The 14,574-nt window shown below is 71.0% G+C and carries 13 protein-coding genes; 4 read left to right on the top strand and 9 right to left on the bottom strand.

From position 1 onward, the window contains the following. Window positions 1–4: 4 nt before the first annotated feature. A complete protein-coding gene (cseC, locus tag ACIQAK_RS27845; protein ID WP_366391824.1) occupies window positions 5–1,354 on the top strand; it encodes a two-component system sensor histidine kinase CseC in 1,350 nt (449 codons plus the stop codon). Between the two features lie 314 nt (window positions 1,355–1,668). Here the strand turns inward: cseC and ACIQAK_RS27850 are convergent, their stop codons facing one another. After that, complete coding sequence (locus tag ACIQAK_RS27850) at window positions 1,669–2,382, bottom strand: M23 family metallopeptidase (protein WP_366391823.1); 714 nt, start codon at window positions 2,380–2,382, stop codon at window positions 1,669–1,671. Between the two features lie 457 nt (window positions 2,383–2,839). On the opposite strand from ACIQAK_RS27850, the gene ACIQAK_RS27855 reads away from it, so the two are divergent. Continuing rightward, window positions 2,840–3,196, top strand: a complete 357-nt coding sequence (locus tag ACIQAK_RS27855; protein ID WP_366391822.1) for a trypco2 family protein — start codon at window positions 2,840–2,842, stop codon at window positions 3,194–3,196. A 5-nt stretch (window positions 3,197–3,201) separates the two neighbouring features. Further along, a complete protein-coding gene (locus ACIQAK_RS27860) occupies window positions 3,202–6,360 on the top strand; it encodes an NACHT domain-containing protein (RefSeq protein ID WP_366391850.1) in 3,159 nt (1,052 codons plus the stop codon). Between the two features lie 43 nt (window positions 6,361–6,403). Here ACIQAK_RS27860 and ACIQAK_RS27865 read toward each other — a convergent pair whose 3' ends face one another. Then, the gene (locus tag ACIQAK_RS27865; RefSeq protein WP_073874349.1) at window positions 6,404–8,932 is read right to left on the bottom strand and encodes an ATP-dependent Clp protease ATP-binding subunit; all 2,529 of its coding nucleotides are present in this window, start codon (window positions 8,930–8,932) and stop codon (window positions 6,404–6,406) included. Window positions 8,933–9,383: 451 nt separating this feature from the next. Between ACIQAK_RS27865 and ACIQAK_RS27870 the strand changes: the two genes are divergently transcribed. Further along, a complete protein-coding gene (locus ACIQAK_RS27870) occupies window positions 9,384–9,974 on the top strand; it encodes an SCO3374 family protein (protein ID WP_366391821.1) in 591 nt (196 codons plus the stop codon). Here the strand turns inward: ACIQAK_RS27870 and ACIQAK_RS27875 are convergent. The 7 genes from ACIQAK_RS27875 to nadC form a co-directional block, all read right to left on the bottom strand. Then, a complete protein-coding gene (locus ACIQAK_RS27875) occupies window positions 9,953–10,288 on the bottom strand; it encodes an Lsr2 family protein (RefSeq protein WP_366391820.1) in 336 nt (111 codons plus the stop codon). The genes ACIQAK_RS27870 and ACIQAK_RS27875 overlap by 22 nt on opposite strands. Window positions 10,289–10,431: 143 nt before the next feature. Next, window positions 10,432–11,001 (bottom strand): amino-acid N-acetyltransferase, encoded by a 570-nt coding sequence (locus ACIQAK_RS27880; protein WP_366391819.1) that lies wholly within the window; start codon window positions 10,999–11,001, stop codon window positions 10,432–10,434. Window positions 11,002–11,010: 9 nt separating this feature from the next. Further along, window positions 11,011–11,481 carry a BlaI/MecI/CopY family transcriptional regulator gene (locus tag ACIQAK_RS27885; protein WP_401849276.1) on the bottom strand — a complete coding sequence of 157 codons (471 nt, stop codon included), beginning with the start codon at window positions 11,479–11,481 and terminating at the stop codon, window positions 11,011–11,013. A gap of 167 nt (window positions 11,482–11,648) precedes the next feature. Next, window positions 11,649–11,828: a hypothetical protein gene (locus tag ACIQAK_RS27890; protein WP_018489332.1), complete on the bottom strand. Its 180-nt coding sequence runs from the start codon at window positions 11,826–11,828 to the stop codon at window positions 11,649–11,651. Between the two features lie 100 nt (window positions 11,829–11,928). Continuing rightward, window positions 11,929–12,522, bottom strand: coding sequence for a hypothetical protein (locus tag ACIQAK_RS27895; RefSeq protein ID WP_366391849.1), 594 nt, complete (start codon window positions 12,520–12,522; stop codon window positions 11,929–11,931). 163 nt (window positions 12,523–12,685) lie between these two features. Then, complete coding sequence (locus tag ACIQAK_RS27900) at window positions 12,686–13,483, bottom strand: type III pantothenate kinase (protein WP_030564824.1); 798 nt, start codon at window positions 13,481–13,483, stop codon at window positions 12,686–12,688. Continuing rightward, the gene (gene nadC, locus ACIQAK_RS27905) at window positions 13,483–14,505 is read right to left on the bottom strand and encodes a carboxylating nicotinate-nucleotide diphosphorylase (RefSeq protein WP_366391848.1); all 1,023 of its coding nucleotides are present in this window, start codon (window positions 14,503–14,505) and stop codon (window positions 13,483–13,485) included. The genes ACIQAK_RS27900 and nadC overlap by 1 nt, the downstream gene beginning before the upstream one ends. Window positions 14,506–14,574: the final 69 nt, after the last annotated feature.

The following is a 14,574-nucleotide window of genomic DNA, read 5'->3' on the forward strand; positions in this document are numbered from 1 at the left end:
GCCCATGAAGCGACTGGCCCTGCGGACCGGGGTCCGCTGGAAGATCAGTATCGCCATCGCGGCGGTCGGCGCGCTGATCGCGGTGGCGCTGAGCCTCGTGGTGCACAACGCGGCCCGGGTCTCAATGATCGAGAACGCCCGAGAGGTGCAGTTGGAGCGGCTGCTGGGCGCGCAGCGCTTCTACGAGGCGACGAGCATGCAGCAGAACGGGCCCAAGTTCGGCGCGAAGCTCAACGACCCGACGATCCCGCCGAGCCTGCGCGACGAGGTCCGCAAGAACCGGCGGGCCACGCATGTGACGGAGACCGGCGACGGGGTGCCCGACGTGTGGGCGGCCGTTCCGCTGGCCAACGGGGACGTGCTCTCGCTGCACACCCGGTTCGCGGACCGGTCCGCCACCATCATGGACGACCTGGACCGGGCCCTGATCATCGGCTCGGTCTCGGTGGTCTTCGGCGGCTGCGCGCTCGGCGTCCTCATCGGCGGCCAGCTCTCGCGCCGGCTGCGCAAGGCGGCGGCCGCGGCGGGCCGGGTCGCCGAGGGCCGGACCGACGTACGGGTCCGGGAGGCCGTGGGCGGGGTGGTCCGCGACGAGACGGACGAGCTGGCGCGGGCGGTGGACGCGCTGACCGACGCGCTGAACGAGCGGATCGAGGCGGAGCGCCGGGTCACCGCCGACATCGCGCACGAGCTGCGCACCCCGGTGACCGGGCTGCTCACGGCGGCCGAGCTGCTGCCGCCGGGCCGCCCGACCGAGCTGGTACGGGACCGGGCCCAGGCGATGCGGACGCTGGTCGAGGACGTGCTGGAGGTGGCCCGGCTGGACAGCGCCTCGGAGCGGGCGGAACTCCAGGAGCTGCCGCTCGGGGAGTTCGTCAGCCGGCGGGTCGGGCTGCTGGACCCGGATGTGACCGTGCGGGTGGTGCACGAGTCCTGGGTCTCCACGGACCCGCGCCGCCTGGAGCGCATCCTCGGCAATCTGCTCGGCAACGCCGCCAAGCACGGCTCCACCCCGGTGGAGGTCACGGTGGAGGGCCGGGTGGTACGGGTCCGGGACCACGGTCCGGGGTTCCCGGAGGAGCTGCTGCGGGACGGGCCGAGCCGGTTCCGTACCGGCTCCATGGACCGGGCCGGGCACGGGCACGGGCTGGGCCTGACGATCGCGGCGGGCCAGGCGCGGGTGCTGGGGGCCCGGCTGACCTTCCGGAACGCGGCGCCCTCGGGTGCGGCGGAGGGCACGGGCGGGGCGATCGCGGTGCTGTGGCTGCCGGAACACGCGCCGACGGCGACGGGGAGCCTCCCGATGCCGATGACGGCGGACGAGCGGCAGCCGGAGGAGCAGCACCAGGGATGAGCCCCGGGGCCCCGGGGATGAGCACCGGGGATGAGCACCAGGGCGAGCACCGGGGGCGAGCACCGGGGATGAGCACCAGGGATGAGCACCGTGGGCGAGTGCCTTCCCTCCGGGCGTACGTACAACGCCGACGGCGACCCCGAGGAGTGGCCGTGAGGCCGTCCTCGACGTCGCCATCGGACGGGTGACCCGGGCGCACGCCCCGGGTACCGGGGTGTAACGGGTCCACTGACTCTGTTCGGTTGTGCTGCGCGTCCGCCGGGGTGCCGGCCGGTGCCGGGGACCGGCGGTCTCGCGCGGTTACGCCGGCCGGATCAGATGGAGACGTGCACCGAGCGGAGGAACGCGGCCGGGTTCAGCGCCGAGCCGTAGTTCGGGCTGGTGCGGATCTCGAAGTGCAGGTGCGGGCCGCTGGAGTTTCCGGTGTTGCCGGACAGGGCGATCTTCTCGCCCGTCTTGACCCGCTCGCCGATCTTCACGTCGACCTGCGACAGGTGCGCGTACTGCGAGTACTTGCCGTTGGAGTGCTTGATCACGATGGCGTTGCCGTACGCGGGGCCGTCACCGGCGCCGTTCGGGCCGGCCTTGACGACCCGGCCGGCGTGGGCGGCGGTGACCGGGGTGCCGATCGGCACGGCGAAGTCCTGGCCGGAGTGCTTGGCGGCCCAGCGGGCGCCGCCGGTGCCGTAGCTGGCCGTCAGGGTGTACTTCTTGACCGGGGTCTTCCAGGAGGCGGCGTTCTTCTTGGCGGCCTTCTTCTTGTTCTCGGCCTTCTTCTTCGCGTCGGAGGCCTTCTTCGCCGCGGTCTTCTCGGCGGCGTCGGCGGCCTTGCTCTGCGCGGTCGCCTGCTGGGCGACCGAGTCGGCGGTGGTGCTCGCGGCAAGGGGAGCGGCGGCGTCGGTGCTACCGGACGCGAACGCCGAGCCGGCACCCAGCACCACGGACGCTCCCAGGCCGGCGGCCAGGACGGCGCCGCGGATGCGGGAGGCGGACGGGCGGATGGTGTGCTGGTTCGTTGCGCGCTTCATACGGTGAAGTCCTCCGAAGGTGAGTGGACCCGGCGTGCTGTCCGGGCTTGCTCCACCTTGGTAACCCGCACCCCCGCCGGTGCTCAAACACCCCATCTACGAAGAAAAGCCGTAGCAGGGGGGCGGGGAATTCGTCGCGGTTGTCCCCCTTCGAGCGGCCGGACCGGCGACGAAATCCCGCACTCCCATGAGGTTTAAACGCTGTTCTGCGGGCACTTTTCCGGACATGGCACCGCGAACGGGCGGTATCGCCCTCCGCCCCGGAGCAGCCTCCGCCCGCCGGGCCGAAGGTCCCTCCGCCGCTCGCACCGCCATCCCCTAACGCGGGTAGTAGGCCTGTTTCGGCCTGTGCGCCTTGTCACCGCCGGTGGGACCTGAGTCCTTCCGATTCGGGACCTTCGGCCCGCTACGTCACTACGCTGACGGGAAAGCGGAACCGCGCCCCAGGGGGACCACCATGACGGCCGAGAACACCCATGACCTGGACGGCATCGAGCTCGCCGACGCCGTCCAGTCCATCCGCGACCAGCTGATCGAGGCGGCGACCCGGGCCTCGGGCCGGCCGGTCTCCTTCGAGGTCGGGGACATCCAGATGGAGTTCACGCTCGAACTGCGCAAGGAGGCCAGGGCGGGCGGCAAGGTGAAGGCCTGGGTGGTCGAGGCGGGCGCGGACGCCTCGCGGTCGACGGGCCGCACGCACAGGGTCGCCTTCACGCTGAGCCCGCGGAACGCGGTGACCGGGGAGGCGTGGGAGATCGGGACGGCGGACGACGGGTCCACGGCGGGGTTCGGTGACGGGGCCGGGCACCCGTGAGCGCGATGACCCCGTCCGCCGCCCAGCTCGCCGACCGTACGGTGGTGGTCTCCGCGATCCGCCAGGGCAGCGGTGTCCTGCTCACCGACCGGCTGGTCCTGACCTGCGCCCATGTGGTCAGGTCCGGGTCCGTCCACATCGCCCACCCCGCCCTCCCGGACCGCGTCCGGGCCACCGTCACCTGGATCGACCACCAGCTGGACGTGGCCCTGCTGGAGGCCACCGAGCCGGTGCGGCGCGTGCCCCCGGCCCGCCTCGGCCTGCTGGACACCCGCGAGGCGATCCCCGGGTGCGAGATCACCGGTTTTCCGCGCGTGCAGCGCTACGGCCGGGACCAGCGGCTGGAGGTGGACCAGTACACGGCGACGGTCCTGCCCATGGCGGGCCGGGTCCGTGACCTGCTGGTCTGCGAACTGGACGGCCCGCCGCCCGCCGGCCACGACGACGGGCCACCGGCCCTGTCCGGCCTCTCCGGCGGCCCGGTCTTCGTCGGGGACGTACTCCTGGGCATCGCCCGGCAGGTCCCGCTCCGGCGCGAGGGCCGCCGGGTCGAGTGCGTCCCGCTCGGCCCGGTCCTCGCGGCGGAGGCCTTCGCACCGGCCTACCGCCGGACCGGCGCCGTGCCGCGCGTCGAACGGGTCCACGGCAGCTTCCCGAGGGACCACCGGTACGAGGCGGAGTACGCGCAGGCGCTGGGCATCGCGTACCGCCGTACGAAGGTCTTCGGCCTCGACGAGCTGAGCCGGCACGCCTCCGAGTGGGACCTGGACACGGCCTACCTCAGCCTGGAGGCCCAGGCACCGGCCTCATCGGCCCGGACCGGCGGGGCCGCTCCTCCCCTCCCCCAGCGCATCGACACCCTCCTCATCGACCGCCCCCGCGTCCTGCTGCGCGGCGAGGCGGGCGCGGGCAAGACGACCCTGCTGTGGTGGCTGGCCGCCCATGCCTCGGCCCGCACCCTGGATGACCACCTGGCCCCGCTGAACGGCCTGGTCCCCTTCGTGGTTCCGCTGCGCACCCTGCGGGCTCGCGGCGGTACGTTCCCGGGCCCGGCGGAGCTGTCCGGCGCGGCGAGCCTGGTGCTCGACACGGCCCCGGAGGGGTGGGCGGGCCGGGTCCTGGAGTCGGGCCGGGCGCTGCTGCTGGTGGACGGGTTGGACGAGGTGCCGGCGGAGGACCGGGAACAGGCCCACGACTGGCTGTCGCAGCTGCTGCGCCGCTACCCGCAGACCCGGTGCGTCGCCACCGTACGACCGCTGGCCGTCGAACCGGACTGGCTGCGGACCGAGGGGTTCGCGGAGCTGCGGCTGCTGCCCATGCGGAACGAGGACATCCAGGCGTTCGTCGCCTCCTGGCACCGGGCGGCACGGCTGTCCGAGGACGGCGGCGCCGAGCGGCTGGACGAACTGGAGGGGGATCTCTCGCGGCAGTTCGACCAGAACCCCGCGCTCCGCGACCTGGCCCGTACGCCGCTGCTCTGCGCGGTGATCTGCGCCCTGCACCGCCGGCGCGACGGCTTCCTCCCGGAGACTCGCTGGAAGCTGTACCGCTCGGCTCTGGACATGCTCCTCGGCCACCGCGACCACCGCCGCCGCATCGGCGACCCCGAGGGCGTCGAGCTGGACATCGAGGAACACACCCAGCTCCTCCAGCGGATCGCCGTCTGGCTGGTCCGCGAGGGGCAGTCGGAGTTCACCCGTGAGCAGGCGCTGCGCCAACTCACGCGCGGGCTGGCGGGGATGGAGCGGGTGAGCGCGCAGGGCCCGGCCGCGAAGATCCTCACCCACCTGCTCAACCGCAGCGGGCTGCTCCAGGAGCACGGCGACGACACCTACCAGTTCATCCACCGCACGTTCCAGGACTACCTGGCCGCGAAGGAACTCATCGAGGACGACCACCTGAACGAGCTGCTGCGCCACGCCGACGAGGAGGCCTGGCAGGACGTGATCCTGCTGGCGGCGGGGCACTGCGGCCGCCGCGAACTCGGGCTGCTGGTGAGCGGGTTGCTGGATGCGGGCCTGGGACACGGCGAGGGGACCGTGGACCGCACCGGCCTCCACGTCCTGGCCGGGCTGTGCGCCCAGCACGCGGCATGGCTGGACAGTGCCGTACGGGACCGGGTGCGGCAGAGCACGGCGGCACTGTTCCCGCCGGTGGACGAGGACCAGGCCGCCGCGCTGGCCCGGCTGGGGGAGACCGCGCTGGAGTTCCTGCCCCACCCCGGGAGCCTGTCCTCCGATGCCCCCTCCGCCCGGTGCACGGTCCAGTTACTGGGAATGATCGGGGGCCGTGCGGCCGTCCCGCACGCCCGCGCGTGGGCAGAGGAACATCCGGAGCTCGGCCCCGAGTTCATCAACTTCTGGGACAACTTCCCGCTGGACGTGTACGTGTCCGAAGTCCTGGAGTCCTGCCGGCTCGCGGGCGAGTTCGTGCCGGTCTCCCGCGGGCACCTGGGGTATCTGTCCCGTCTGACGGACATCGACCAGCTTCTGGTGACGGGCGACGTGCCGGAGACGGAGCTCGGGTCGGCCGTCGAAGCGCACCGGCTCACCCGGCTCGCGTTCGGTGACAACCGGCTGATCGCCGATCTCGGCGCGCTGGCCTCCGCCGTGCCGAGCCTGGCCTTCCTCCATTTCTCGCGCTGCTCCGCCATCGAGGACTTCGGGCCCCTCGTGGACTTCCCCGAGCTGGAGAGCCTCAGCCTCCGCCACTGCGGGACGGCCCGGCTGGACGCACTGCCCGCCCTTCCCCGCGTCCTCTTCCTGGGCCTGCACGAAGACCGCCCGGTCAGCCTGGGCGGGCTCTCGTCCTGGGAGGCGCTCACCTCGCTCGCCGTGTCCCGGCTCACCTCGTTCGCCGACGCCGCGGCGGAGCTGCGGGACCATGGGGGCGTCATCATGCTCCGGCTCGCCGATCCCCCGTCGGCGGCCGACTGCGAGACCGTCGGCCCGCTCCCCTCCGTCGAGCACCTCGTTCTGGACACCCATGGGGACGCGGAAAGCCTGGCCCTCCTGCGCCACCCCTTCCCCGCGCTCCGGACGCTCAGGCTGAACGCCGAGACCGGGCACCCGGGCGGCGACCTCACGCCGCTGCACAGCAGCTGGCCGGGCCTTCAGGTGACGGTGACCGCCGACGAAGAAGGGGCTGCCCCGGACCGGCCGTGAAGCCGAATCCGGGGCAGCCCCTCCGTCATGCCCTACGGGCAGGTCACGCGTCCTTCGACAGGTTCGGGCCGGCGCCGCCTGCCGCCTGCTCGATCGGGGGGACGTCGGGCAGAGCCGACTTCTCCTCGCCGCGGAACGAGAACTTCTTCTCGTCACCCTCGCCCTCAACGCCGACGACCACGATGTGACCGGGACGCAGCTCACCGAAGAGGATCTTCTCGGAGAGGATGTCCTCGATCTCGCGCTGGATCGTCCGGCGCAGCGGCCGGGCGCCCATCACGGGGTCGTAGCCCTTCTTCGCCAGGAGCGACTTGGCCTCGGAGCTGAGCTCGATGCCCATGTCCCGGTCCTTGAGCCGCTCGTCCACCTTGGCGAGCATGAGGTCGACGATCTGGATGATGTCTTCCTCGGTCAGCTGGTGGAAGACGACCGTGTCGTCGACACGGTTGAGGAATTCCGGCCGGAAGTGCTGCTTGAGCTCTTCGTTGACCTTGACCTTCATCCGCTCGTAGTTCGTCTTGACGTCGCCCTGGGCGGCGAAGCCCAGGTTGAAGCCCTTGGAGATGTCCCGGGTCCCGAGGTTGGTCGTCATGATGATGACCGTGTTCTTGAAGTCCACGACCCGGCCCTGGGAGTCGGTCAGGCGACCGTCCTCCAGGATCTGGAGCAGGGAATTGAAGATATCGGGGTGGGCCTTCTCGACCTCGTCGAAGAGGACGACGGAGAACGGCTTGCGGCGCACCTTCTCGGTGAGCTGGCCACCCTCTTCGTAGCCCACGTAACCGGGGGGCGAACCGAAGAGACGGGAAACCGTGTGCTTCTCGCTGAACTCCGACATGTCGAGAGAGATCAGCGCGTCCTCGTCGCCGAAGAGGAATTCGGCGAGCGTCTTGGAGAGCTCCGTCTTACCGACACCGGACGGGCCGGCGAAGATGAACGAGCCACCGGGGCGCTTGGGGTCCTTCAGGCCGGCTCGCGTACGGCGGATCGCCTGCGAAAGGGCCTTGATGGCGTCCTTCTGCCCGATGACGCGCTTGTGGAGCTCGTCCTCCATGCGCAGCAGACGGGAGGACTCCTCCTCCGTCAGCTTGAAGACCGGGATACCGGTGGCGGTGGCCAGGACTTCGGCGATGAGCTCGCCGTCGACCTCGGCGACGACGTCCATGTCGCCGGCCTTCCACTCCTTCTCCCGCTTGGTCTTCGCCGCCAGCAGCTGCTTCTCCTTGTCGCGGAGGGAAGCCGCCTTCTCGAAGTCCTGGGAGTCGATGGCCGACTCCTTGTCGCGGCGGACACCCGCGATCTTCTCGTCGAACTCGCGGAGGTCCGGCGGCGCGGTCATCCGGCGGATGCGCATCCGGGAACCGGCCTCGTCGATCAGGTCGATCGCCTTGTCCGGCAGGAAGCGGTCCGAGATGTACCGGTCGGCCAGGGTCGCGGCCTGGACGAGGGCCTCGTCCGTGATGGAGACCCGGTGGTGGGCCTCGTAACGGTCGCGTAGACCCTTCAGGATCTCGATGGTGTGCGGCAGCGACGGCTCCGCGACCTGGATGGGCTGGAAGCGGCGCTCGAGAGCGGCGTCCTTCTCCAGGTGCTTGCGGTACTCGTCGAGCGTGGTGGCACCGATGGTCTGGAGCTCGCCTCGCGCCAGCATGGGCTTCAGGATCGAAGCCGCGTCGATGGCGCCCTCCGCGGCACCCGCACCGACCAGCGTGTGGAGCTCGTCGATGAACAGGATGATGTCGCCGCGGGTGCGGATCTCCTTGAGGACCTTCTTCAGGCGCTCCTCGAAGTCACCCCGGTACCGGGAGCCGGCGACCAGGGCGCCGAGGTCCAGGGTGTAGAGGTGCTTGTCCTTGAGGGTCTCGGGCACCTCGCCCTTGACGATCGCCTGGGCCAGGCCCTCGACGACCGCCGTCTTGCCGACGCCGGGCTCGCCGATGAGGACCGGGTTGTTCTTGGTCCGGCGGGACAGCACCTGCATGACCCGCTCGATCTCCTTCTCGCGCCCGATGACCGGGTCGAGCTTGGACTCACGAGCGGCCTGGGTGAGGTTCCGGCCGAACTGGTCGAGCACCAGGGAGGTGGAGGGCGTGCCCTCCGCGGGGCCGCCCGCGGCCGCCGTCTCCTTGCCGCCCGAGTATCCGGAAAGCAGCTGGATGACCTGCTGCCGGACCCGGTTCAGGTCGGCGCCCAGCTTCACGAGGACCTGGGCGGCGACGCCCTCGCCCTCGCGGATCAGGCCGAGCAGGATGTGCTCGGTGCCGATGTAGTTGTGGCCCAGCTGAAGGGCCTCGCGGAGCGACAGCTCCAGGACCTTCTTGGCTCGCGGGGTGAAGGGGATGTGCCCGGAAGGAGCCTGCTGCCCCTGCCCGATGATCTCCTCCACCTGCTGGCGGACCGCCTCGAGCGAAATCCCGAGGCTCTCCAGGGCCTTAGCGGCGACACCCTCACCCTCGTGGATCAGGCCCAGGAGGATGTGCTCGGTGCCGATGTAGTTGTGGTTGAGCATCCGGGCTTCTTCCTGAGCCAGGACGACAACCCGCCGCGCGCGGTCGGTGAACCTCTCGAACATCGTTAATCGCTCCTCAGAGCGGTCGGTCAGTGAGGGGTCGGTCCCCTCCCAGTCCTTCCGCATGCTAGTCCCGCAGGACGGGACAGCTCATTCCAACTGCCGACATCCGTCCGGATCACCCCGCACCGGCGCGGGGATTCTTACTGCCGAACAGCTGACAACTGCTCCAACCCGATGGTGCGAGACGATGTTCCCGCAGGCCAGGCAGATACCCCTTTCGCCAGTACGCCGATGGCGAACGTGGGACGCCTCGGCCAGCGTGTCGCCCCTTCCCACTAGGGAAGTCTTACCCGCAATCACCGACAGTCCATGCGGCGCGCCCCCGTTCCCTCCGCTACGGGCGAACAACCTCGCGCTGCTGGACGCTCCCGCGCGCCCGGCCGAGCCGGACACACCGTGATCGTCCGGAAACCCCGCGTAACCCCGGCGTCGATTCAGCGGTTCATCGGACATGGCCCTCGTCGTCCCGCCGCCCCGATCGTCACCCGACCCCGGTCCGGGTCCCGCCGCTCTCGCCCGGTGGTACGAGCGGAAGCTCGGCTGGGCCACCGAGGGCTGTGCTCCGGTACGGCTGCTCACCGGGCTCCACTTCGACGTGCTGGAGCTTCCCGCCGCGGCCGGTCACGCGCTGCTGCGCCGCCCGGTGCGTACCGGGCCGGTGCTGCTGAGCGGTGGAAGGGTGGGGCTGCTGGTCGCCGCGGGCGGCGCCGACGAGCTGCCGGGGCTGCTCGACTGGCTGGAATGGGGTCCGATCGCGCTCGGTCTGACCGCCGTGGGGGCGGGGGGCCGGGTCACGGCTCCGTCGCCCCGGGGTGCGGGCTCGCCGGGGGCCGCCGTGTGGCTGCGGCCCCCCGAGCCGGGGCAGGCGCCCGGGCCGGCGCTCCCCGCTCTCGCGGGCTTCGGGGGCAGCGGGGGGGATGCCCCCGATCTCGTACGCCTGGTGGACGCGGCGGCGACGGAATGCCATCGGGTCCGGTTGTCGTGTGCCCGGGCCGGGCTGCGAAAGGGCAGTCCGGAAGATCAGCCGTTCGCCTTCTCGTAAGCCTCACGGATCTCGGCGGGAACGCGGCCACGGTCATTCACGTTGTGGCCGTTCTCCCGCGCCCACCGGCGGATTTCCGCGGTGTCCTTGTTGCCCCCGGCCACGGATCGGCCCTTGCTCCGGCCCGTGGCGGCGCGGCCACCGGTGCGGCGGCCACCCTTGGTGTAGGGCTCGAGAAGGCCGCGAAGCTTGTCCGCATTGGCCGTGGTGAGGTCGATCTCGTACGTCTTGCCGTCGAGCGCGAACGTCACGGTCTCGTCCGCCTCGACACCGTCGAGGTCATCGACAAGAAGGACCTGAACCTTCTGTGCCACGGGATTTCCTTTCATCGAAAATGGAGTACGCGGAAAGGAAACCGCTTTTCTCGGGAAAACACAAACCCCCGGGAGAGGTTCAGGGGCTCGAGAACACGGGAAACGTGCGCGATTCGGACATAGGGATGCAGGGCTTCCGCAGATCACAGGTGCAGAAGCATCCGACTGTTGCCCAAGGTGTTCGGCTTCACTCGTTCGAGACCGAGGAACTCGGCGACGCCCTCGTCGTAGGAACGCAGCAGCTCACTGTAGACATCCGTGTCGACCGGCGCCTCTCCGATCTCGACGAACCCGTGCTTGGCGAAGAAGTCCACTTCGAAGGTGAGGCAGAAAACCCTGCGCACCCCGAGCCGGCGGGCGGTCTGCAAGAGCTTCTCCAGTACGTGGTGCCCTACCCCGGCCCCCTTGATGCGCGGGTCGACGGCGAGAGTCCGGACTTCCGCGAGGTCTTCCCACATCACATGGAGAGCACCGCAGCCGATGACCCGCTCATCCTCGTCGCGTTCCGCGACCCAGAACTCCTGGATGTCCTCGTAAAGGGTGACGGTGGCTTTGTCGAGCAGGATGCCGCCGGACACGTACCCGTCGAGGAGCCGTCGTACGGATGGCACATCGCTCGTCCTGGCCCGGCGGACGGTGATGGCCGTCCTATTTACCGACGGGTCGGTATGAAAGTCGGTATCCGGTTCGGTTTGCGGCTGCTCTGAGGACATGCCCCGACGCTATCGCCCGCTCCCGGGCTCCGTGTCATCGGCCGGGTCGGCGCCTTCGGCGGCTTCGGCGGTCGGTTCCGGAGGGCTCGCCGCCGGATTGCCCACCGGGCCGCCCGCCGGATTGCCGGCCGGGCCGCCCGCCGGATTGCCGGCCGGGTTCGGGGAAACCATGCGAACAGCGTCCTGAAGGGCTTCGCGCTGCTCCGGCGACATCATGCCGAAGAACGCGACAAGGGCGGCGGCCGGGTTGTCGCTGCGCGACCAGGCTTCGTTCATCAGTGCGGCCGAGTAGGCAGCCCTGGTGGAGACGGCCGTATATCGATATGCCCGGCCGTCCACTTCCCTGCGGACCCAGCCCTTCTGATGGAGATTGTCCATTACCGTCATCACCGTCGTGTAGGCGATGGACCGTTCCTGCTGGAGGTCCTCGAGGACTTCCCGCACGGTGACCGGACGGTTCCATTGCCAGACGCGTGTCATCACGGCGTCTTCCAGCTCTCCCAATTGGCGGGGCACGGGATCACTTTAGTGCCAGATGTCCCGAATGGCTGCTTATTCACCGAGCCAAAAGAGCGCACGGCTCTCATGAGCCGTGCGCTCCAGGGTGCGCGTGGGGGTTACCCGGCGCCGGTGGGCCGCTGTCGCCGTCAGGCGTTCTCCGGACGAGCGGTCTGCTTTACCGATTCCGCGCGCGCCATCGCCGCGTCCACGGCGTCGTCCTCCTTGGTCTTGTTCGGACCGCCCTGACTCTTGACGATCGTCACGACCACACCGATGAAGAAGATGGCCATCACCACGGGGGGCACGAGCGCGGATACGTAGTCCATGCCCTCCAGGGTAGCGAGCCCGGTGCGAGGGGATGCGGCGACCTCCCGGTGGAGGCCGCCGCATCCCCTCGCACCAGGCTCGTGCGCGGTGTCGGCGCGGTCAGCCCGTCGCGCGCTCCTCCTCCGAGGGGGGCGGCACGGGGCGGCGTCGGGGCGGGAAGACCTCGGAGGGCTTGGGGGCCGGGCGCGGGGCGGGGGCCGGCGAGCGCCCGGGGGCGGGGGCGGCCGGGGTCTTGGGGCGCTCCGGCTGCCGGTCGGCGGCCCGGCCGCCGGGCAGGGCGAGCAGCCGGCTGCGGGGGCCGGGGGCCGTCACCGTGGCGGAGCGGCCGGCGAGCCGGGCCCGTACGGAGCGCTCGGCGAGGATCCGGCAGCGTTCCAGGAGCGCCGCGGCGAGCGGTTTCCCGCGCAGGGCGCGCAGGGCCGCCAGATCGTCGGGGCGGGGGTCGTAACCGGCCGCCAGAGCGTCCTGGAGAAGCTCCAGATAGCCGGCGACGGAGCCGGGGAGGGCGGCGCGGTAGCGGGCGAGGTCGGCGAGGAGGAACGCTCTCAGCCGGCCCGCCTCCCCGACCGCCTCGTCCACGGAGCCCGCGAGCCGCAGGCAGTCCTGGACATCCTCGTCGGACAGGGGCATGGGGTGGAGGGCGATGGCGAGGGCACGTCGGAGCACCCGCAGCTCGTCCGCGCTGAACGCCATGCCGCCTCGTGAACCGTAGGGCGTGGGCATGACGCGACAATACGTGCTAAAGAGACAAAATCCGTTTAACTGGCCGCCGGTGGCGCGGCGTCCGCGAGCGATGTCCGAAGCCGTCGCCCGGGGCCGTTCCCGCAGGTACGCCGCGCCCGCGCGGTCGGACGCACTACGACCGGGACACGTTCCGCTCGTAGACCAGGCGCAGCCCGATGAGCGTCAGCCACGGCTCGTGCTCGTCGATGACGGAGGACTCCCCCAACACCATCGGAGCAAGGCCGCCGGTCGCGATGACCGTGACGTCGTCCGGGTCGGCGGTCAGCTCCTTCTTCATCCGGGCCACCACCCCGTCGACCTGGCCCGCGAAGCCGTAGACGATGCCGGACTGCATGGCCTCGACGGTGTTCTTGCCGATCACACTGCGCGGCCGGGCCAGCTCGATCTTGCGGAGCTGGGCACCCTTGACGCCGAGCGCCTCGACGGAGATCTCGATACCGGGGGCGATGACCCCGCCCGCGTACTCCCCGCGGGCGGAGACAGCGTCGAAGGTGGTGGCGGTGCCGAAGTCGACGACGATCGCCGGACCCCCGTACAGCTCGACGGCGGCGACCGCGTTGATGATGCGGTCCGCGCCGACCTCCTTGGGGTTGTCCATCAGGACCGGCACGCCGGTCTTGACGCCGGGCTCCACCAGGACGGCGGGGACGTCCCCGTAATAGCGGCGGGTGACCTCGCGCAGCTCGTGCAGGACCGAGGGGACGGTCGCGCAGATGGCGATGCCTTCGATGCCGTCGCCCAGCTCCATGCCGAGCAGCGGGTGCATGCCCATCAGGCCCTGGAGGAGGACCGCGAGCTCGTCGGCGGTGCGCCGGGCGTCGGTGGAGATCCGCCAGTGCTCGACGATCTCCTCGCCGTCGAAGAGGCCGAGGACCGTGTGCGTGTTGCCGACGTCGATGGTGAGCAGCATCAGGCGTCGGCCCCGTCGGTGGTGGACGCCTCGCGGAAGTCCAGGCCGATGTCGAGGATCGGCGAGGAGTGGGTGAGCGCCCCGACGGCCAGGTAGTCGACGCCGGCGTCGGCGTAGGCGCGGGCCGAGTCGAGGGTGAGGCGGCCGGAGGATTCGAGGATCGCGCGTCCGGCGACCAGGGCGACGGCCTCGGCGGTCTCGGCCGGGGTGAAGTTGTCCAGCAGGATCAGGTCGACGCCCGCGTCCAGCACCTCTCGGACCTGCGCCAGCGTGTCGACCTCGACCTCGATGGGCAGGTCGGGGAACTCCGCGCGGACCCGCTTGAACGCCTCCGCGACGCCTCCCGCGGCGACGACGTGGTTGTCCTTGACCAGGGCCGCGTCGGAGAGCGACATCCGGTGGTTGACGCCGCCGCCGCAGCGCACCGCGTACTTCTCCAGCGCGCGCAGGCCCGCCGTCGTCTTACGGGTGTCGCGGACCCGGGCCCCCGAGCCCTCCAGCACGTCCGCCCAGGCGCGGGTGGCGGTGGCGATGCCGGAGAGGCGGCACAGCAGGTTCAGCGCGCTGCGCTCGCCGGTCAGCAGGTCGCGGGTGCGGGTGGTGACGGTGAGCAGCTTCTGGCCGGGGGCGATCCGCTCGCCGTCCTCCACGTGCCGCTCGACCTCGAACTCCTCGGTGCAGACGATCGACAGGACCGCCTCGGCGACCCGCAGCCCGGCCACGACGCCCGCCTCGCGGGCGGTGAAGTCACCGGTGATCACGGCGTCCTCGGGAACGGTCGCCACGGTCGTGACGTCCACCCCGCCGTCCAGGTCCTCCTCGATCGCCACATGGGCGACGTCCTCGACCTGGACGGGGTCCAGCCCCGCCTCGGCCAGCAGCAGCGCGAGCGCGGGGTCGAGACCGCACTCCAGGGCCTCGGGGTCGAACCCACCGTCACTGCCACAGCCGCAGTCGTCGCCGCAGCCTCCCGAGGGCGCGGAGGATGCGGGCGCGCCAACCCGGATCAGCGGTACGTCCACAGGTGTGGGGCGCGGATTCTCTTCGGGCGTGGACACGGTTGCGGCTCCTCGGGGGCGTGGCGGGTGGTG

This window comes from Streptomyces sp. NPDC088706 (genome assembly GCF_044752765.1).
Classification (GTDB): Bacteria; Actinomycetota; Actinomycetes; order Streptomycetales; family Streptomycetaceae; genus Streptomyces.

Coding starts and splice junctions, on each gene's coding strand:
- ACIQAK_RS27900 (WP_030564824.1), bottom strand. CDS start 13,483: ATGCTGCTCACCATCGACGTCGGCAACACGCACACGGTCCTCGGCCTC.
- ACIQAK_RS27850 (WP_366391823.1), bottom strand. CDS start 2,382: ATGAAGCGCGCAACGAACCAGCACACCATCCGCCCGTCCGCCTCCCGC.
- ACIQAK_RS27880 (WP_366391819.1), bottom strand. CDS start 11,001: ATGTCCTCAGAGCAGCCGCAAACCGAACCGGATACCGACTTTCATACC.
- ACIQAK_RS27870 (WP_366391821.1), top strand. CDS start 9,384: ATGGCCCTCGTCGTCCCGCCGCCCCGATCGTCACCCGACCCCGGTCCG.
- ACIQAK_RS27865 (WP_073874349.1), bottom strand. CDS start 8,932: ATGTTCGAGAGGTTCACCGACCGCGCGCGGCGGGTTGTCGTCCTGGCT.
- cseC (WP_366391824.1), top strand. CDS start 5: ATGAAGCGACTGGCCCTGCGGACCGGGGTCCGCTGGAAGATCAGTATC.
- ACIQAK_RS27895 (WP_366391849.1), bottom strand. CDS start 12,522: ATGGCGTTCAGCGCGGACGAGCTGCGGGTGCTCCGACGTGCCCTCGCC.
- ACIQAK_RS27890 (WP_018489332.1), bottom strand. CDS start 11,828: ATGGACTACGTATCCGCGCTCGTGCCCCCCGTGGTGATGGCCATCTTC.
- ACIQAK_RS27855 (WP_366391822.1), top strand. CDS start 2,840: ATGACGGCCGAGAACACCCATGACCTGGACGGCATCGAGCTCGCCGAC.
- ACIQAK_RS27885 (WP_401849276.1), bottom strand. CDS start 11,481: ATGACACGCGTCTGGCAATGGAACCGTCCGGTCACCGTGCGGGAAGTC.
- ACIQAK_RS27860 (WP_366391850.1), top strand. CDS start 3,202: ATGACCCCGTCCGCCGCCCAGCTCGCCGACCGTACGGTGGTGGTCTCC.